This window comes from Mesorhizobium sp. M0011, from assembly GCF_040324155.1.
Taxonomy (GTDB): domain Bacteria; phylum Pseudomonadota; class Alphaproteobacteria; order Rhizobiales; family Rhizobiaceae; genus Mesorhizobium.
Map to the genome: position 1 here is coordinate 139,527 of NZ_JAMYVQ010000013.1, position 19,221 is coordinate 158,747.

A 19,221-nucleotide genomic window follows, 5' to 3' on the forward strand; every position below is an offset into this window, starting at 1 on the left:
GAGTAGCACGCGCCGGCGGCAACGATCTTTTTCGCTCCGGGAATCTCGACCGGCTCAATTGCGGGCAACTGCGAGTAGCGCCCGTAAAAGCCCGGTACTGTGCGTTACTGACATAGCGATGCAGATGAAAACGATGCCAAATTGGCGTGCTAAATCATTGGTTTGCTTGTGGGATTTTGGCTGGGGAACCTGGATTCGAACCAGGACTAACGGAGTCAGAGTCCGTGGGTCTACCGTTAACCTATTCCCCAGCAGGCGCGGTCATGAACCGTGCGGGCCGAGCGGCTAAGCCGCTGTGAGCGCTGCCTTGTAGCCGCCAGCGGAAAATAGTCAAGCCTGCTCTGTGGTTCAATGGCAGGTTTCGTCAGGTGATTCAGACGCCACACTTCAGATGCCGGCGCGCGGCTCCCAGTCCAATCCCACGCCTCAAGGTTCCGTCCGGCTGAACTGCGAGCGTTCGAAGAACAGCACCACCCCCAGGCCCAGAATCAGCGGGATGATCAGGTAGAACAGCCGGAACACCAGCAGCGCCGCCAGCACGCCGACCGGATCCATGTCGGAAAGCCCCGCCAGGAACACCACTTCGAAGACGCCGAGGCCGCCCGGCGCATGCGAGATCTGCGCGATCGAGAAGGAGACGAGAAAGACGCCCAATATGACGAAGTAACCAGGATTGTGGGCTTCGGGCAGGGCGAAGAAGATGATCGCGGCGGCGGCCAGCAGTTCGATCGGGCCGATCAGCAGCTGCCGGGCGACGATCGGCAGCGCCGGATAGTGGAGCTGAAAGCTGGCGATCTTCAGCGGGCGCAGATGCAGCCAGCTGCCGAAGACATAGGCGGCGACGAGCAGCAGCATCGCGATACCGGCCGCTTCCGACAGGCCATGATGGGCGATGCCGGAAAACCGGTCGAGTATCTCGGGCTCGAACACCAGAACGAGGCCCGAGGCAAAAATCGTCGACAGCACGAAGGTGATCCAGCAGACCGCCACCAGCACGCCGACATCCTGTCCGGTCAGGCCCCTGGTACCGTAGGCGCGATAGCGGATGACGGCGCCCGAAAACACCGAACCGCCAATGTTGTGCGACAGCGCATAGGTCGTGAAGGAGCACAGCGTGACGAACAGCCACGACACGCGCTTGCCGATATGCAGGAGCGCGATGTGGTCGTAGCCGGCAAGCGAGGCATAGGCGATGACCGAACACAGCGCGGCAAGGACCCAACCCCGGGTCGGAATGGCCGTGATACCGTCCCAGACGTCGTCGAGTGAAACGCCGCGCAGTTCGTGCCAGAGCAGCAGCAGCGAGAAGATCACGGCGGCGATGCCGACAACCGGCCAGAAATAGCGTCTCCAGTTCATTGCCTGCCAATTCATTGCCGGAATGCCATGCGTTGCGGGTCCGCTTCCTTTTTCGTGGCTGGTGGGAGGCCGGCTGTGCCGGATTCTTCCGCTCATTTCAGAAATGCCTCATCGAAGCCGGCTATTCAACCGCGAACCCTTGTCGCAGCGGCGGCCGGCAAGATTTGTCCGGCGTGAGCGGCCGAAGAGACGCCGGCAGGCGTTGCGCCGGCAACTGCGGCGTGCGGGTTCATTACGCGGCCGCCGGAACGGCGGTTTGCGGCCTGCCGGCAAAATTCGGCATGCGGCTCTTGGTGATCGGGCGCGGCGCTGTTAGTCTGGCGGCAACTTAAAACACTGAAGCGCCTGCTGCGTCCATCATAGGTTCGCGCGGCGCCGGAAGGAACGACAGTGGAAGACCACGACACCGGCGCCGGCGCGCCGGAGGTGGGCGTGTCCAGCGCTTCCCAGGGGTCGGCTGGCCCGGGGAACGCAAGCTGGCAGCAACGCCGCCCGACGGAGCTCCGCTCCGCGGACGGGCAGGCGGGCGACGCACCCCACAAAGGCAAGCCCAAGAAGCGGCGCAAGCGAAGGCGCGGGCGCAAGGTTTTTGCGCGCGACGAAGCGCGTCCCACGGAGAATCGATCGCCGGCGCCGGGCAAAGCCGGTGTCCCGGCGGCGGAGTCCCACAGACCGGCGGAATCGGTGGCCTCGCCCGCCGCTGTAGTGCCACGGCCGGAACAGAGCGCCCGTCGGCCGCCGGTCCAGGAGCTTCCGGTGTTTGCGGCGCTTGATCTCGGCACCAACAATTGCCGGCTGCTGGTCGCCGTGCCGACGCGGCATGGCCAGTTCCGCGTCATCGACGCTTTTTCTCGCATCGTCCGGCTGGGCGAGGGGCTCACCGCCAATGGCCGGCTCGGCCAGCCGGCGATGGACCGCGCGGTCGAGGCGCTGAAAATCTGCGGCGACAAATTGCGCAACCGCAAGATCAGAAAAGCCCGGCTGATCGCCACCGAGGCCTGCCGCACGGCCGAAAACGGCGTCGAGTTCATCGACCGCGTCGAACGCGAGGCCGGCCTGAAGCTTGAGATCATCGACCGCCAGACCGAGGCGCGGCTGGCGGTGTCCGGCTGCGGCTCGCTGGTCGAGCGCGACACCCAAGGCGTCGTCCTGTTCGATATTGGCGGTGGTTCGTCGGAAATCGCGCTCATCGATCTCGCTGGCCGCCGTTCGCCAAGGCTGGCCAATCATATCGTGTCGTGGACGTCGCTGCCGGTCGGCGTCGTCTCGCTGGCCGAGCGCTTTGGCGGCCGCACGGTGACGCGCGAGATCTTCGCCGCCATGGTCGACGACGTTGCCGGCCGGCTGGCCAGCTTCGACGGTCGCGATCGGCTGAGCCATCTCAAGGCCAGCCCGAATTTCCATCTGCTGGGTACGTCAGGCACTGTGACGACGCTGGCCGGCGTCCACCTTGAGCTCGAGCGCTACGATCGCCGCCGTGTCGATGGGCTGTGGATGGACCGCGACAGCGTCGATCGCATGGTCGAAAGACTGGTTGGCTGGGATTTCCAGCAGCGCTGCGCCAACCCTTGCATCGGTGCCGATCGCGCCGATCTGGTGCTGGCCGGCTGTGCTATCCTCGAGGCGATCCGCGCCGTGTGGCCGTCCGAGCGGCTGCGAGTCGCCGATCGTGGCCTGCGCGAAGGTATTTTGAGCGAACTGATGGCCGATGATGGCGTCTGGCGCAACGATGGGCGTGGCAGAGCGTGAGCCCGAACCGAAGAAATAAGCAATGACCAAGAAACCGGAAAAACCAGGGTCCGCCAGCATTCGTGTGCTGAAGACGCGGATCAAGAAGAAGAGCGGGCTGAAGGAATCGTCGCGCCGCTGGCTGCAGCGCCACATCAACGATCCCTATGTCCAGCGCTCCAAGGCTGACGGCTATCGCTCGCGCGCGGCCTACAAGCTGATCGAGATCGACGACAAGCATCATCTGCTGAAACCCGGCATGAAGGTCATCGACCTCGGCGCCGCCCCCGGCGGCTGGTGCCAGGTCGCGGCAGCGCGGACGAAATCGACGGCCGACAAGCCGCATGTCATCGGCATCGATTATCTCGAAATGGACGCCGTGCCCGGCGCGCCGGTGCTGTTGATGGATTTCCTCGATCCGCTGGCGCCGCAAAAGCTGGCCGAGGCGTTGGGCGGGGATCCCGATATCGTGCTGTCCGACATGGCGGCACCGACCACCGGCCACAAGCGGACCGACCATATCCGCACCATGCATCTGTGCGAGGTGGCAGCCGATTTCGCGCTGTCGGTGCTGAAGCCGGGCGGGCATTTCCTTGCCAAGACCTTCCAGGGCGGCGCCGAAAACGAACTGCTCTCCATGCTCAAGAAGAACTTCCGCTCCGTGCATCACGTCAAGCCGCCGGCGTCGCGGGATGAATCGGTCGAGCTCTATTTGCTGGCCAAGGATTTTAAAGGGCGAGAGGCCGGTCCGCCGCCAGGCGGATCGGAACGTCCAGTGGACGTTCCGAAGGACTCGAGCGCCCGGAGCCATAGCGAGGGGCCGGAGGACGACGAAACGTAAAGCCAGCCGCATCAATTGCCGGGCGGGCTCACCGTTTCCAGCGTCTTGGGTGTTGTCAGCCGGCCGTGACCGGAGATGGCGTTGCCGGCTTCGGGCGCCAGCCGGACGAAGGATAGCGATGCCGCCGCCGAGACCGCTGCAACGATGAAGAAGGCAATGTGGAAGTCGTCCAGCGACAGCGGGCCGCCATGGATTGACGTCGATACTTCCAGGATTCCGCCGGCCAGCGCCACGCCGAGCGCGACCGACAACTGCTGGAAGACCGCGGTAATCGGCGTCGCCTTGCTTGTGTCTTCAGCCGAAACCTCGGCATAGGCGAGCGCATTGACGCCAGTGAAGAACATCGAGCGGATGAAGCCGCCGACGAGCAGCATGGCCAGCATCAAGAGATAGGGTGTGTCGGGTGTGAACAGGCCGTTGATGGCGATCGAGGCCGCGGCGACCAGTGAACCGACAACCAGAACGCGGCGGAAGCCAGCGACGCGGAAGATCAGCGCGGTGACGAATTTCATGCCGATGGCGCCGATTGCAGAGACGAAGGTGATCATGCCGGACTGGAACGGCGTCAGCCCAAAGCCGATCTGGAACATCAGCGGCAGCAGGAACGGCACAGCACCAATGCCGATGCGGAACAGCCCGCCACCAAGCACCGAGGAGCGGAACACCTGGTTGTGGAACAATTCGAGCGCCAGCAGCGGGTTTTTGGCGTGGCGCGCATGCAGCAGATAGAGCGCGCCCGATACGAGGCCGACCGCCACGGTGAGGACGCCGACGATTGGCGGCAGATAGGGCAAGCTGACCACCGACAGGCCGAACACCACGCCGGATGCCGCCAGCCCGCTCAGCACGAAGCCGATGAAATCAAGTGGTGGGGTCTGCGCGGGTTCGGTCTCCGGCAGGAAACGCGTCGCCAGCCAGATGCCGATCAGCCCGATCGGCACATTGATCAGGAAAATCCAGTGCCAGGTGAAGTAGGTGGTGATGAAGCCGCCGACCGGCGGGCCCACCAACGGCCCGACCAGCGCCGGAACGGTCAGCCAGGACATCGCCGCGACGAGTTCGCTTTTCGGTGTCGCGCGCACCAGCACCAGCCGCCCGACCGGCGTCATCATGGCGCCGCCGATGCCTTGCAGGAAGCGCGACACCACGAAAGCCGGCAGTGAACCGGAGAGGGCGCAGGCGATCGACCCGACGATGAAGACGGCGATCGCGGCGCGAAAGATATTCTTGGCGCCGAAACGGTCTGCCATCCAGCCGCTGATCGGAATGAAGATCGCCAGCGATACCAGATAGGCAGTCAGCGCCAGCTTGAGCGCGATCGGGCTGGTGTGGATGTCGACGGCGATCGCCGGCAGCGATGTCGCGATGACGGTCGAATCCATGTTTTCCATGAAAAGGGCGACCGCCAGTATAAGCGGAATGGTGCGGTTCAAGGAACGCGTCCAGACTTGAATGTTGCGTCGCCGGTTGCATGTCGGCCTTGAGGCGGGCGGTTACCATGCCTTCGCCGGCATGTCGCATTAATTTGCTGTCACTTTTGTGCGACCGGCAACCACAGGTCGCATCCCTTCGCCGAAAAGTCACCTTTCCGGGAGCGTGAAATCATCGGCTTTTCATCGGCGCCCGGACGTGGTACCAGCCAGCGCCAATCCTGAAAGGGAAGAAACGAGTCGGCGCTGTCCATTCCGGTCCAGCGCTTTTTTGTATTCCGAGGACTGGCTATGGCAAAAATCATCGAAACGTCCACCGGCGCATTGGCGCTGACCTTTGACGACGTGCTGCTGCAGCCCGGTCATTCCGAGGTCATGCCCGGCGAAACCGATGTCCGCACCCGCATCGCCGGCGACATCGACCTCAACGTGCCGATCCTCTCGGCGGCGATGGACACTGTCACCGAGGCGCGGCTTGCCATTGCCATGGCCCAGGCCGGCGGCATTGGCGTCATCCACCGCAATTTCTCGCCGGCCGAACAGGCCGAGCAGGTGCGGCAGGTCAAGAAATTCGAGTCCGGCATGGTGGTCAATCCCGTTACCATCGGCCCCGACGCGACACTGGCCGACGCGCTGGGCCTGATGCGCAGCTATTCGATCTCGGGCATTCCGGTGGTCGAGAACGGCGGCAGCGGCGGTCACAAGATCGGACGGCTGATCGGCATCCTGACCAATCGCGACGTGCGCTTTGCGTCCGATCCGGCGCAGAAAGTCCATGAACTGATGACCCGTGACAACCTGATCACGGTCAAGGAGAATGTCGACCAGGACGAGGCCAAGCGGCTTCTGCATCAGCACCGCATCGAAAAACTGGTGGTCGTCGACAGGCAGGGCAATTGCGTCGGATTGATCACCGTCAAGGACATCGAGAAGTCGCAGCTCAACCCGCACGCCAGCAAGGACTCGCAGGGCCGCTTGCGTGCCGCCGCCGCCACCAGCGTTGGCGATGACGGTTTCGAGCGCGCCGAACGCCTCATCGATGCCGGCGTCGACCTTCTGGTGATCGACACCGCGCATGGCCACTCGCAGCGCGTGCTCGACGCTGTCACGCGGGCGAAAAAACTATCCAACTCGGTCCGCATCCTGGCCGGCAACGTCGCCACCGCCGCAGGCACGCAGGCGCTGATCGACGCCGGGGCGGACGCCGTCAAGGTCGGCATCGGTCCGGGTTCCATCTGCACCACCCGCATCGTTGCCGGCGTCGGCGTGCCGCAGCTTTCCGCCATCATGTCGGCTGTCGAGACGGCGCACAAATCCGGCGTCTCGGTGATCGCCGATGGCGGCATCAAATATTCCGGCGATCTTGCCAAGGCGCTGGCCGCTGGCGCCAGTGCCGCCATGATCGGCTCGCTGCTGGCTGGAACCGACGAAAGCCCTGGCGAGGTCTATCTGCACCAGGGCCGCTCCTTCAAGGCGTATCGGGGCATGGGCTCGGTTGGCGCGATGGCCCGCGGCTCCGCCGATCGCTACTTCCAGGCCGAGGTGCGCGACACGCTGAAACTGGTCCCTGAAGGCATCGAGGGGCAGGTTCCCTACAAAGGACCTGTGTCTGGGGTGTTGCACCAGCTTGCAGGCGGGCTGAAAGCCGCTATGGGTTATGTTGGTGGCCGTGATCTTGCCGATTTCCGCGAGCGCGCCACTTTTGTGCGCATATCCAATGCCGGACTTCGTGAAAGCCACGCCCATGACGTCACGATTACCCGCGAAAGCCCGAATTATCCCGGCGGAGCCTGACCAGTACGGGCTCGGGCGGAACCTGACGGCAACGATCCTGCGGCTATCGCGCCACGCAGGCGCGCTCTGTTTCCTGTCGGTGGTGGTTTTCATCGCCATGACGGCTCTGGAATTCTTCTATTTCCGCCAGTTGAGCGGCGGCTTGCCGTCACTCGACATGCGCATTTTAGGGTTTACGCCGGACGAAGGCATGGCCTGGCTGACGGCGCTCGGCCGGCGCGGCGGCGAGATCATTCTCGTCTGGCATTATCTGACCTTCGATCTGTTGTTCCCGGCGCTGCTGTCGGTCACGCTGGTCAGCCTCATCCTGGCCACCGGCCGGCGATTGAAGGCTTTCCGCGTGCTGCCGGCGCAGCTGCAGTCGATTTTCGCGTTGGTCCTGGTGCTTCCCTACACGCTTGCACATTACGTTCAGAACTTTGCGGTGGCGCGGCTTCTGTCCGATTTCCTGTCGGCCAACCCGGACTCGCTGTCTTTCGCCTCGGCGCTCACCGTCACCAAATTCGCGCTTTTCGCCATACCGGTGATCGTCATTGCGGCCTTCTGGCTTGCAGGCCAGAAACGCCAGGCCTGATGCCGCACGCGAAGCCCAACCGGGCAGGGGGCACTTGATGAACCAGACCACGATCTTCTGGCCCGTTCTAGCGCATGTGCTGCTGATCTACATCGTCTACTGCGTCCTGGGTCGCCGCAGATACGGCGCAGTCAGGTCAGGCGAGGCGAAACCCGGTCAGTTCAAGGTGCGTTCGACCGAGCCGGCCTCCAGCGTCACCGTTGCCGCCAATCTCACCAACCAGTTCGAACTGCCGGTGCTGTTCTATGTGCTGTGCCTGACGCTGCACCTGACCAACGGCGTCAACTATCTGACCCTGGCGCTGATGTGGATTTTCGTCGCGTCGCGCTATTTCCATGCCTGGGTTCACCTGACCAGCAACAATCTGCTGCTGCGCAGCCGGTCCTTCTTCGTCAGTGCGGTGATTCTCCTGCTGGGATGGATCTGGTTCGCACTGCACCTGCTCGGCGCGGTCTGAGCAGAGCAGTTCTCCCTTCCCCATTTGCGGGAGAAGGAAAGAACGCTCGTCTACAGATCGAACACCGCAATCTTGCGCTTGTCGAACTTGATGCCGATCTCGCCGCGCACCAGCTTGAGCGCGGCCTCGCCGAACACCGCGCGGCGCCAGCCCTGCAGGGCCGGTACGTCGGCTTCCTCGCCCTCGGCGGCGATACGGTCGATGTCGTCGCTGGAGGCCAGCACCTTCGAGGCGACGCCTTCCTTTTCGGCGACGATCCGCAGCAGCACCTTCAACAGTTCCGCCGCGGCGCTCGAGCCCTCGGGCGGCTGGAAACTCTTTGGCAATTTCGGCATCTGCTCCTTGGGCAAGGCAAGTGCGGTGTTGACCGCGCCGAGCAGCGCCGTTGCCGTCGAGGAGCGCTCCCAGCCCTTCGGTGTCGTGCGCAGCTTGCCGAGGGCTGCCGTGTCGCGCGGCGCCTGCTGCGCCACCTCGTAGATCGCGTCGTCCTTGAGCACGCGGCCGCGCGGGACGTCGCGTTCGCGCGCCTCGCGCTCGCGCCACGCCGCAACGCCCTGCACGATCGCCAGTTCCTGCGGCTTGCGCAGCCGCATCTTCAGCCGCTTCCAGGCGTCCTCGGGATGCGGGTCATAGGTCTCGCGCGAGGTCAGGACCTCCATTTCCTCATTGAGCCAATGGGCGCGGTTTTCCCGCTCCAATTCGGCGCTGAGGTGCTGATAGACCTCGATCAGGTGGGTGACGTCGGCCAGCGCGTAGTCGAGCTGCTTGTCGGAAAGCGGCCGGTGGCGCCAGTCGGTGAAGCGCGATGACTTGTCGAGCCGCGCGCCGGTAATGCGCTGCACGAGCTGATCGTAGGAAACACTGTCGCCGAAGCCGCAGACCATCGCCGCCACTTGCGTGTCGAACACCGGATGCGGAACCAGATCACCGAGATGGACGATGATTTCGATGTCCTGCCGCGCGGCGTGGAAGACTTTGACCACCGCCTCGTTGGCCATCAGATGGAAGAACGGCTTCAGGTCGATATCGGGCGCCAGCGGATCGATCAGCGCCGTCACGCCAGGGGCGGCCATCTGGATCAGGCACAGGATCGGCCAAAACGTCGTTTCTCGAATGAATTCGGTGTCGACGGTGACGAAATCCGACTTTTCGAAAGCGGCGAGAACGGTCTCGAGTTCTTTCTGGGTGGTGATGACGTGCATCAAATCGCTTTTGGCAGGAGTAAGGTCTTCCTAGATTTCAGCCGCCGGGGCTTTCGTCAAGCTTTGGCACCGCCATCATGAGGTTCCCGGACCATCGGAATCGCCGTTTCTTCTGGCCAGCCGTGCGAAAATCGTCGAGGTGCGCAGGAGCGCGGTGAAGCGGCCGCGCCTGCCTGCCGGCACACCGGACCGGGCCTGCATGCGGTAAAGGATGACGGCGATGAAGATCGCATAGACCACCGCGCTGAATACAAACAGGGCGCCCGGTCCGAAATACTGCATTGCCGTCGAGGCGGCGAACGGGCCGCCAATCGCGCCGAAGGAATAGAACAGCATCAGCGCCGCGTTGATCAGCACGAACTCGCCCGTGTCGGCGCGGTCGTTGGAATGCGCCGCCGACAGCGAATAGAGCGGCATGGCGAAACAGCCGAAGATGAAGATGAAGATGAAGTTGAGCGCCGGATTGCTGCCGGCGATGAACACCAGCGCCAGCGCCGAGAACATCGCGCAGCACGTCGTCATCAGCAGCACCCGGCGCCGGTCCCAGCGGTCGGAGAGGTAACCCAGCGGATACTGGATGATGGCGCCGCCGAAAATGCCGACGCTGACGAAGGTGACGACATCGGCGACCGACATGCCGATCTGCTCGGCATAGACCGGCGACAGGGTGCGAAAGGCGCTGTTGGTGACGCCGACGGCGATGCAGCCGAAGCAGCCCAGCGGCGAAATCCGCCAGACGCGCGCCAGGTCGAGCTTGACCTCTTCGGGTGGCGCCGGGTTGGAGCGGTCGCCGAGCGACACCGGCACCAGCGACAAGGTGATCATCATCGACATGATGGCGAAGATGGCGAAACCGCCAGCGCCGAAGACCGGGATCAGGAACTGCGCTGATGTCACCGAACCGATGTCGACCATCCGGTAGATCGCCAGCACGCGTGCCCGGTCGTGATTGCCGACGCCGGAATTCAGCCAGCTTTCGACGATGGTGAACAGCCCGGCGAAACAGAAGCCGCCGGCAAGGCGCACCGCGCACCACATCACCGGATCGATGACCAGCACCAGAAGCAAGGTGCCGACCGAGGCGATTGCCGCCAGCGCCGAAAACGCCCTGATATGGCCGACCGCCTTCATGATGCGGGTGATGGCCAGGCAGCCGAGCAGGAAGCCGGCGAAGTAGAAGGTGCCCATCAGGCCGATGTCGGAAGCCGAAAACCCTTCCTGCGCGCCGCGCAGCGCGATCAGCGTGCTCTGCAGCCCATTGCCGCCGAGCAAAATGCCGGCGGCGAGAAGGAGCGGGATCATCGGGCGGATGGAGGACATGAAGAGGCGATCACGTGTCGGTGATCCCTTCTTGAACCATCACCCTGGCCAACGCCAGCAGCAATTCCCTGCGCCAACAGGGATGATCGCTGTATTCGCCTGGATTCGTTTCCGCGTTTTGCTTGGTCAGTGCTCAAGGCTGCCGGCGACGTGACTGCCGATCGTCGGGCCACAGGCTGAGCCGCTCGGCTGCTCCCGTTGCGATGCCTATTCCTGCGAGGACTGCCACCAGCCCGACAATCAGGTTCGCGCTTACCTGTTCGCCCAGGAAGACAACACCAAAGATCGATGCCGTCACCGGATTAACCGCCACGGAGACGGCAACCAGTGTCGGCGACGCGCGCTCGAGCGCGAATGCCCAGAGGAAGAAAATGAAGGCGCCGCAAATTATGGCCAGATATGCGCTCGCGATCCACTGAGGTGCGCTGAGAGTGGCAAGTCGCGCGAAGCCTCCGTTCGAAACCACCAGGACCGATAGGCAGACCGCGCCCACGCCCATGCCAAACGCTACGAACGGGATTGGCGCGGTGCGGGATAGAAATGGTCTCGACCAGACGTTGTAGAGCGCCATGCAGAAAGCGGCCGCGACCATGAGAAGATCTCCGCGCCAGGCATCTGGGGGAGCAGTCGTCAGGCTCGTGCCGAGCGCTACGGCCACCCCTGCCATTGCGATCAGGACACCGACGATCTTGCGGATGGTCGGCGGCTCGATCCTCAGAACTGCCGCGGCAAGCATTGTGAGCAGAGGCAGTGTCGAAAGCGCAAGCGCACCTCGCGCGGCCGTTGTGTAGACAAGGGCTCCATTGAAGAGCACCGGAAACAGCCCGAAGAACAGCAGACCCAATGCACCAGTGCCGAGCCAGTCGCTCTTCGGCGGCCACCTGTCTCGTCGCCAGAGAGCTACGGCGGCCAAAACCAGAAAGCCGCCGCCGAACCGGACCGCACCGATAGCGAGAGGATCGAGCGTGCCCGCGAGATATCGCGTTGCGCCAACGGCGGTGCCCCCAAAAGCGCTGGAGAGAATCGCGGCGAGCACTCCTGTGATTTCCATGGCCCTCACCTTGCCAACTCTGAACCAGCGATATCGGGCAGGCGGGCCATAAGGAATCGAATAAGCTCAATAAGTTTGATAACATTCCACTATGAGCATCCCGAATCTCGATCCGGACCTTCTGCGGGCCTTCGTCGTCGTTGCCGAGCGCCTCTCGTTCACGCGAGCCGCCGAGCAGCTCAATAGAACGCAGGCGGCCGTCAGCTTGCAGGTGAAACGTCTTGAGGAGCGCATCGAGACCATCTTGTTCCGGCGCTCGACAGCCCGCGTTGAACTCACCGCCGCCGGGGAGGGCTTTCTGATCGATGCCCGCCGCATACTTGCTCTCAATGAGCAGGCGATTGCGCGTGTTTCCGGTCAGCAGGTGGCCGGACAGGTTCGCATCGGGGTCATGGAAGATTATGGCACCAAGATCCTGCCGCGCCTCCTTTCTGGCATCGCCGAGCGATTTCCGTTGGTGCAGGTCGAAATGGAGATCGGTCTCACCGCCCGGCTCCTGAAACGGCTTGGGTCGTCGTTCGACGCCGTCATCGCCATGCACCCGGAAGGCACAACCGAGGGGGATCTGATATGCCGCGAAAGGGCGATTTGGGCAGCGGCGGCGACCCGTGCCGTCGAGGAACTTGATCCGCTGCCCGTCGCTCTGTCGAGCCCCGATTGCCTGTTTCGCTCCTGGGCCATTGAGGCGCTCGACAAGGCAGGGCGGCCATGGCGTTTGGCCTATGTCAGTCCAAGCCTTTCAGCCACGGAGGCGATCGTCGAGCAGGGCCTTGCGATCACCGTGGTCAAAGGCAGCATGCTGGCGCCCGGCCTGCGCGGCATCCATCCCGGCCGATATCTGCCGCCGCTGCCCGGAGCGGAGATCCGCCTTCATCGGGCCGAAACGTCTTCCGCCAGCGCCGTGCTGGTAATCGATCACCTTGCTCATCGCCTCCTTCTATCGGCGCCGGGCTCATAGGGCTATCCGAACTCGGAAGCAGTCGGTCAATCCCGGCTGGAATTTTGCATTTTCCGCGATGCGGCATGGATGACGAACGCTTCAATATCTTCCTTTGAGTAGCCGAGAAGCGTGCCTTCAAGTCTCGCCAGATCGTTCGATGTGAACGCGTCGAAGGCTTCTCCGCTGCGGCACATCCGGGACATCAGTAGGCTGAGCTTGCAGCGCCATTCCTCCGTCGGCAGGCAGTAGCAGCGTTCTTCCACGGACGTTTTGGGGTCAACCTGGGAAAACTTAAGGATGCGGCCTTCCTCGACAAACGGCCCGAAATCCGCGTCACCGATATCTTCGGCGCTCATGTTCGGCTCGGCCGCGAATGCAGCCATTGGCTTGTCGCCTCGAAGCATCAATTCCAACTCGGGGCCATTGTGTGGTCCGATCCCCTTTGGGCGAGCACGTTCAGGCACAAATCATCTCCAAATCGTGTGATGGCCGTATGGTCGCAAGTAGCACTGCCAGCGGCAATGCCCGACGGTCGGCCCTGGCGCGAACTCTGAAGGTCGGACCAAGAGGCAATCGAGTGTCCGCTTGCCTTGACAAATCCGGCCTCCCATGCGCTTTTCGCGCAAATTTCAGGCTGGGCGGTGATGCTTCGGCCCCAGCACCCCGGACTTTACCAATGACAATGCACCGTTACCGCAGCCATACCTGTGCCCAGTTGAGGAAGAGCGACGTCGGCTCGACCGTTCGCCTGTCGGGCTGGGTGCATCGCGTGCGCGATCATGGCGGCCTGCTCTTCATCGACCTGCGCGACAATTATGGCCTGACCCAGATCGTCGCCGATCCGGATTCGCCTGCCTTCAAGGTCGCCGAAACCGTGCGCGGCGAGTGGGTCATTCGGGTCGACGGCGAGGTCAAGGCGCGCTTGCCCGAGACCACCAACGCCAATTTGCCGACCGGCGAGATCGAGATATTCGCCCGCGAGATCGAGGTGCTGTCGGCGGCCAAGGAATTGCCCCTGCCGGTGTTCGGCGAGCCCGACTATCCCGAGGATATCAGGCTGAAATACCGTTTTCTCGACCTGCGCCGCGAGACGCTGCACAAGAACATCATTGCGCGGACAAAAATCATCGCCGAAATGCGCAAGCGCATGGGCGATGTCGGCTTCACCGAATTCTCGACGCCGATCCTCACCGCCTCGTCGCCGGAAGGCGCGCGCGACTTCCTGGTGCCGTCGCGCATCCACCCCGGCACCTTCTACGCGCTGCCGCAGGCGCCGCAGCAGTACAAGCAGCTGATCATGGTGTCGGGCTTCGACCGCTATTTCCAGATCGCGCCCTGCTTCCGCGACGAGGATCCGCGCGCCGATCGTCTGCCCGGCGAATTCTACCAGCTCGACCTCGAAATGAGCTTCGTCGAACAGGACGACGTGCTGTCGACCATGGAACCTGTCATGCGCGGGGTCTTCGAAACCTTCGCCAACGGCAAGCCGGTGACGCAGAATTTCCAGCGCATTCCCTATGATGTGGCCATGCGCAAATACGGTTCCGACAAGCCGGACCTGCGCAACCCGATCGAGATGCAGGCCGTTTCCGACCATTTTCGCGATTCCGGCTTCAAGGTGTTCGCCAACATCCTGGCCAACGATCCGAAGGCCGAGGTGTGGGGCATTCCCGCCAAGACCGGCGGCAGCCGCGCCTTCTGCGACCGCATGAATTCCTGGGCGCAGGGCGAGGGCCAGCCGGGGCTGGGCTATATCTTCTGGCGCAAGGAGGGCGACAAGCTCGAAGGCGCCGGCCCACTCGCCAAGAACATCGGCGAGGAGCGGACCGAAGCGATCCGGCAGCAGCTCGGCCTTGCCGATGGCGACGCTGCCTTCTTCGTCGCCGGCGATCCGAAGAAATTCGTTTCCTTCGCGGGTGCGGCGCGCACGCGCGCCGGCGAGGAGCTGAACCTTGTCGACCGCGAGCGTTTCGAACTGTGCTGGATCGTCGATTTCCCGTTCTTCGAGTGGAACGAAGAAGAGAAGAAGATCGACTTCGCGCACAACCCGTTCTCGATGCCGCAAGGCGGCATCGATGCGCTGAATGGCGAGGACCTGCTCGGCATCAAGGCGTTCCAGTACGACATGGTCTGCAACGGGTTCGAGATCGCCTCAGGCGGTATCCGCAACCATCTGCCCGAAACCATGGTCAAGGCGTTCGAGACGGTCGGGCTGGATCGCGCCACGGTCGAGGAGCGCTTTGGCGGCCTCTATCGTGCCTTCCAGTATGGCGCACCGCCGCATGGCGGCATGGCCGCCGGTGTCGACCGCGTCGTCATGCTGCTGCTTGGCGCCAAGAACCTGCGTGAGATCACCATGTTCCCGATGAACCAGCAGGCCTACGATCTGTTGATGAACGCACCGTCGGAAGCGAGCCCGCAGCAGCTTCGCGACCTGGCGCTGCGCGTTGCCGTGCCCAAGAAGGACGCCTGATCGCGCTTCGGGCGATGCTTTAAAGAACCGCCCGAACCGATTCTTTCGATTCGCTAATCCCGAAAAGCCCGGCATCGCTGCCGGGCTTTTCGCATACTGAGATCGCTTCGATCAGTCTTCGTTGGCCTTGACGGTGACGCCGAGCGTCTTCGGCAGGTCGAGCGGGTTGGACATGGCGCCCGCCATGATCAGTGCGAACGGCACGGATGCCGGCGGCTCGGCCGAGATTTCGAGGCTCTTCGGATCGTCGAGGAATTTGCTGACCGCGGCCGTAACCTGCGCCGTCAGTTCCGGATTGTTGAGCTGCGCCATGCCGAACGGCACGATCGCCTTGGCCTGGTTGGCGATGTCCTTGCCGGACATGCCTTGCTGCTTGCCGACATAGTCCAGAACCTTGTTGGTCAGCGAATCGTCGTCGAAGCGGATCGAGGCGCTGTTGAACGAAAGCTGCTGCAACAGGCCGAGCATGGCCATGCCTTGCGCCGAATTGTCGGCGCCTTCAGGCTGTGCCGCCATCTTCTTCTGCATTTCCTGCAGCGACTTGATAAAATCCAGCGTGTAGCCGCCGAGATTGAAGGTCATGCCGAGCGTGCCGGCATTCTCGACCGAGATGTCGTATTTCGACAGTTCCATCTTGCCGTCCGTGGGCTGCCAGGTGCCGGCCATTTCGAGATTGCCCGCGATGTTCTGGTAGCCGAGCGCGTTGATGACTTCCTTGGACTTGGGATCGTCCACCAGCGTCAGGTCGGCGTTGAATTTCTCCGTGGTGGCGGTGAATTCCATTGCCTTGCCGTCCGCCGGCGGCGTGATTTCGATGGCAAGCCCGTCCATCGAGAAGGCGGTCTTGTCGGCGACCTTGACGGTCATGTTCGAGAGTTCGGCGGACTTGTACATCATCAGCGAGCCGAGCGGGCCGGTGGCGCCGTCGGCCGGAACTGTCATGTCATGGATGACGAAGGGGCTGAGGTCGAGGGTGACGCCGTCCTTGCTGTGTGTGAAGGCAGCCGTCGATACGGTGGCGATGTCATAGCCGCCATTTGCCTCGGTCACACCTTCGAGTTTGACGTCGCCGATGGGAAGCGCTTCCTTCTCCGCCGCCGGTTTGATGGCAACGCCCTGCAGCACCATGCTGGTGTTGTCGCCGGTCACGCCGGTCCAGGTGATGTCGACACCTTGTGCGACAAGCGCGGCCTTCAGCCGGTCGGCCACTGCCGTATCCTGTGCGAGGGCCGCATTCAGCGGCAGCGTGAGCAAGAAGGTCGAAAGGGCTAATTTCCTAAGAGTTGAGCGTTTGATTGTCATCGCAAGGTCCCTGAGAGTGTCCTGAAATTGTTTTTCAATTATTTGCGCCATCACCATTCCGTGACGAACTGGACCGGAAAAAGGCGTGTCCCGGCACAATGGTCAAAAATCGCGGTGAAAGGCAAACCTGATCCCGCCGTCTTTGCGCAAACCGGTGAATTTGTCATGAAGAGCCGATAGCCGGATATCGTCACGCTTGGCCATAGAACCCGCATGTAACAGCCTGATGTTGGCCGACATCCCCCGCGGTGCGGTTTCATGTTGCAGAAGGGCCGGTATCTCTGTCGGGCTCTTGCCGCGAATCACCCGCTCGGCTAGTCCGAGCCCATGGGAAAAAGGCTTTTGCCGCCTGAAAATGGCGGTGGCGATCATATCGAGCCGGTCGATCTGAAGAAGGCGCTGGAAGAGCGCTATCTCGCCTATGCGCTGTCGACCATCATGCACCGGGCGCTGCCCGACGTGCGCGACGGACTGAAGCCGGTCCATCGCCGCATCATGCACGCCATGCGCCTGCTGCGGCTCAACCCCGACCAGGGCTTTGCCAAATGCGCCCGCATCGTCGGCGAGGTGATGGGCAAGTTCCACCCGCATGGCGACCAGTCGATCTATGACGCGCTGGTGCGGTTGGCGCAGGATTTTTCGATGCGCTATCCCCTGGTCGACGGGCAGGGCAATTTCGGCAACATCGACGGTGATAACGCCGCCGCCATGCGCTACACCGAAGCGCGCATGACCGATGTGGCGACCGAACTGTTGTCCGGCATCACCGAGGATGCCGTCGATTATCGGCCGACCTACAATGAAGAAGACGAGGAGCCGGTGGTTTTGCCCGGCGCCTTTCCGAATCTGCTGGCCAACGGCTCGTCCGGCATCGCGGTGGGCATGGCGACATCGATCCCGCCCCACAACGCCGCGGAGCTTTGCGATGCCGCACTTCACCTGATCGAAAACCGGGACGCGCCGGTGGCGAAGCTGATGGACTTTGTCCAGGGGCCGGATTTCCCGACCGGCGGCATCATCGTCGACAGCCGCGCCTCGATCCTCGAAGCCTACGAAACCGGCCGCGGTGGCTTTCGCGTGCGCTCGAAGTGGTTCCAGGAGGACCAGGGCAGGGGTACCTGGAGCATCGTCGTCACCGAAATTCCCTACGGCGTGCAGAAGGCGCGGCTGATCGAGAAGATCGCCGAGCTGCTGATGGCACGCAAGCTGCCGCTGCTCGAGGACATCAGGGACGAAAGCGCCGAGGACGTCCGCGTCGTGCTGGTGCCGAAGAGCCGTTCGGTCGATCCCGGCATCCTGATGGAATCGTTGTTCAAGCTGACCGAACTCGAAAGCCGCTTCCCGCTCAATATGAACGTCCTGTCGCGCGGCAAGGTGCCCAACGTGCTGTCGCTGAAGGGAGTACTGCAGGAATGGCTCGAGCACCGCCGCGAGGTTTTGATCCGCCGCTCGAAACATCGGCTTGGCGAGATCGAAAGACGCCTGGAGATACTTGCTGGCTACCTGATCGCCTACCTCAACATCGACGAGGTGATCAGGATCATCCGCGAGGAGGATGAGCCAAAGCAGGTCATGATGGCCCGTTGGTCGCTCACCGACACCCAGGCCGAAGCCATCCTCAACATGCGGCTGCGCGCTTTGCGCAAGCTGGAAGAATTCGAGATCCGCAAGGAATTCGACGGACTGAGCGCCGAGAAGAAGCAGATCGAGGCACTGCTTGCTTCGAACGAGAAGCAGTGGGCGACGATCAAATGGGAAGTCACCAACATCCGCGACAAGTTCGGTCCGGAGACCGAACTCGGCAAGCGCCGCACCCAGTTCGCCGACGCGCCCGAGCATGATCTGACCGACATCGCACATGCCATGATCGAGCGCGAGCCGGTCACCGTCGTCGTCTCGGAAAAGGGCTGGCTGCGGGCGATGAAGGGGCATCTGGCCGATCTCTCGACGCTGACCTTCAAGGAGGGCGACAGCCTCAAGCTCGCCTTCCATGCCCAGACCACCGACAAGGTGCTGGTCTTCACCACCGGCGGCAAATTCTACACCATCGGCGCCGACCGGCTGCCTGGCGGGCGAGGCCATGGCGAGCCGATCCGCATCATCGTCGACATGGACAATGACCAGGACATCGTCACCGCCTTCGTTCACGACCCAAAGCGCAAGCTGCTGCTGGCCTCGCACGACGCCAACGGTTTCATCGTGCCGGAGGAGGAAGTCGTCGCCAACACCCGCAAGGGCAAGCAGGTGATGAACGTCAAGGCGCCGGACGAAGCCAAGCGCTGCATCCCGGTCACCGGCGACCATCTCGCCATCGTCGGCGAGAACCGAAAGATGCTGGTGTTCGCGCTCGCCGAGATTCCGGAGATGGGCCGCGGCAAGGGCGTGCGCCTGCAGAAATACAAGGATGGCGGCCTTCTCGACCTCAAGCCGTTCACGCTGGAGACCGGCCTATCCTGGCAGGATTCGGCCGACCGCACTTTCATCCGGTCGCGTGAGGAACTGACTGAGTGGATCGGCGCCCGCGCCTCAGCCGGACGCATGGTGCCGAAGGGATTCCCGAGGACGGGGAAATTTGGGTAGCGGCAGTTTTCAGGTTTGAAAATCTCAGGCGCTAGCAATCCTTCACACCCCCCTCTGTCCTGCCGGACATCTCCCCCGCAAGGGGGTGTTTGGACCGGAGACATCGCGAACAGGTGTGCGAGGACATCGCGAACAGTTTTGTCACTTATCGTCTGCAGAGGTTGAGGTCG

Annotated in this window: 16 protein-coding genes and 1 tRNA gene; 8 read left to right on the forward strand and 9 right to left on the reverse strand. The window is 62.9% G+C overall.

The window, feature by feature from the left end; genetic code table 11:
• Positions 1-177: 177 nt before the first annotated feature.
• Together NKK51_RS16630 and NKK51_RS16635 are read right to left on the reverse strand one after the other, a co-directional pair.
• A tRNA-Gln gene (locus NKK51_RS16630) sits at positions 178-251 on the reverse strand.
• Between the two features lie 175 nt (positions 252-426).
• Entirely contained in the window at positions 427-1,359 is a 933-nt protein-coding gene (locus tag NKK51_RS16635; RefSeq protein ID WP_352553982.1) for a lysylphosphatidylglycerol synthase domain-containing protein, read from the reverse strand.
• A 390-nt stretch (positions 1,360-1,749) separates the two neighbouring features.
• Between NKK51_RS16635 and NKK51_RS16640 the strand changes: the two genes are divergently transcribed.
• Together NKK51_RS16640 and NKK51_RS16645 are read left to right on the forward strand one after the other, a co-directional pair.
• On the forward strand, positions 1,750-3,108 hold the full coding sequence (locus tag NKK51_RS16640; protein WP_352553984.1) for a Ppx/GppA phosphatase family protein: 1,359 nt from the start codon (positions 1,750-1,752) through the stop codon (positions 3,106-3,108).
• A gap of 22 nt (positions 3,109-3,130) precedes the next feature.
• Positions 3,131-3,928 carry an RlmE family RNA methyltransferase gene (locus tag NKK51_RS16645; protein WP_352442521.1) on the forward strand — a complete coding sequence of 266 codons (798 nt, stop codon included), beginning with the start codon at positions 3,131-3,133 and terminating at the stop codon, positions 3,926-3,928.
• 11 nt (positions 3,929-3,939) lie between these two features.
• On the opposite strand, the gene NKK51_RS16650 is transcribed toward NKK51_RS16645, so the two are convergent.
• Positions 3,940-5,361, reverse strand: coding sequence for an MFS transporter (locus tag NKK51_RS16650; RefSeq protein ID WP_352553986.1), 1,422 nt, complete (start codon positions 5,359-5,361; stop codon positions 3,940-3,942).
• A gap of 288 nt (positions 5,362-5,649) precedes the next feature.
• Between NKK51_RS16650 and guaB the strand changes: the two genes are divergently transcribed.
• Genes guaB through NKK51_RS16665 form a run of 3 tightly spaced genes read left to right on the forward strand, consistent with a single transcriptional unit; the run spans position 5,650 to position 8,183 of the window.
• Entirely contained in the window at positions 5,650-7,152 is a 1,503-nt protein-coding gene (guaB, locus tag NKK51_RS16655; RefSeq protein WP_127258107.1) for an IMP dehydrogenase, read from the forward strand.
• Positions 7,103-7,726, forward strand: a complete 624-nt coding sequence (locus NKK51_RS16660; RefSeq protein ID WP_352553988.1) for a hypothetical protein — start codon at positions 7,103-7,105, stop codon at positions 7,724-7,726. Before guaB ends, NKK51_RS16660 begins: the two co-directional genes overlap by 50 nt.
• A 37-nt stretch (positions 7,727-7,763) precedes the next feature.
• On the forward strand, positions 7,764-8,183 hold the full coding sequence (locus NKK51_RS16665; RefSeq protein WP_127288888.1) for an MAPEG family protein: 420 nt from the start codon (positions 7,764-7,766) through the stop codon (positions 8,181-8,183).
• 50 nt (positions 8,184-8,233) lie between these two features.
• On the opposite strand, the gene rnd is transcribed toward NKK51_RS16665, so the two are convergent.
• From rnd to NKK51_RS16680, 3 genes are all read right to left on the reverse strand, one after another.
• The gene (gene rnd, locus NKK51_RS16670) at positions 8,234-9,385 is read right to left on the reverse strand and encodes a ribonuclease D (protein ID WP_127288886.1); all 1,152 of its coding nucleotides are present in this window, start codon (positions 9,383-9,385) and stop codon (positions 8,234-8,236) included.
• Positions 9,386-9,460: 75 nt separating this feature from the next.
• Positions 9,461-10,705 (reverse strand): MFS transporter, encoded by a 1,245-nt coding sequence (locus NKK51_RS16675; RefSeq protein WP_127288884.1) that lies wholly within the window; start codon positions 10,703-10,705, stop codon positions 9,461-9,463.
• Positions 10,706-10,838: 133 nt separating this feature from the next.
• Positions 10,839-11,756 carry a DMT family transporter gene (locus NKK51_RS16680; protein ID WP_352553991.1) on the reverse strand — a complete coding sequence of 306 codons (918 nt, stop codon included), beginning with the start codon at positions 11,754-11,756 and terminating at the stop codon, positions 10,839-10,841.
• 91 nt (positions 11,757-11,847) lie between these two features.
• Here NKK51_RS16680 and NKK51_RS16685 point away from each other — a divergent pair, with 91 nt between their 5' ends.
• Positions 11,848-12,714 carry a LysR family transcriptional regulator gene (locus NKK51_RS16685; protein WP_352553993.1) on the forward strand — a complete coding sequence of 289 codons (867 nt, stop codon included), beginning with the start codon at positions 11,848-11,850 and terminating at the stop codon, positions 12,712-12,714.
• A gap of 26 nt (positions 12,715-12,740) precedes the next feature.
• On the opposite strand, the gene NKK51_RS16690 is transcribed toward NKK51_RS16685, so the two are convergent.
• On the reverse strand, positions 12,741-13,079 hold the full coding sequence (locus tag NKK51_RS16690) for a hemin receptor (protein WP_352553995.1): 339 nt from the start codon (positions 13,077-13,079) through the stop codon (positions 12,741-12,743).
• A gap of 299 nt (positions 13,080-13,378) precedes the next feature.
• Between NKK51_RS16690 and aspS the strand changes: the two genes are divergently transcribed.
• Entirely contained in the window at positions 13,379-15,169 is a 1,791-nt protein-coding gene (gene aspS / locus NKK51_RS16695) for an aspartate--tRNA ligase (RefSeq protein WP_164893032.1), read from the forward strand.
• A 111-nt stretch (positions 15,170-15,280) separates the two neighbouring features.
• Here the strand turns inward: aspS and NKK51_RS16700 are convergent, their stop codons facing one another.
• Both NKK51_RS16700 and NKK51_RS16705 read right to left on the reverse strand, forming a co-directional pair.
• Entirely contained in the window at positions 15,281-16,471 is a 1,191-nt protein-coding gene (locus NKK51_RS16700; protein WP_127267503.1) for an aq_1923 C-terminal domain, read from the reverse strand.
• Between the two features lie 102 nt (positions 16,472-16,573).
• Entirely contained in the window at positions 16,574-16,843 is a 270-nt protein-coding gene (locus NKK51_RS16705) for a hypothetical protein (protein ID WP_164893083.1), read from the reverse strand.
• Here NKK51_RS16705 and parC point away from each other — a divergent pair.
• Entirely contained in the window at positions 16,799-19,051 is a 2,253-nt protein-coding gene (gene parC / locus NKK51_RS16710; protein ID WP_352553997.1) for a DNA topoisomerase IV subunit A, read from the forward strand. The genes NKK51_RS16705 and parC overlap by 45 nt on opposite strands.
• The last annotated feature ends 170 nt before the right edge of the window (positions 19,052-19,221 follow it).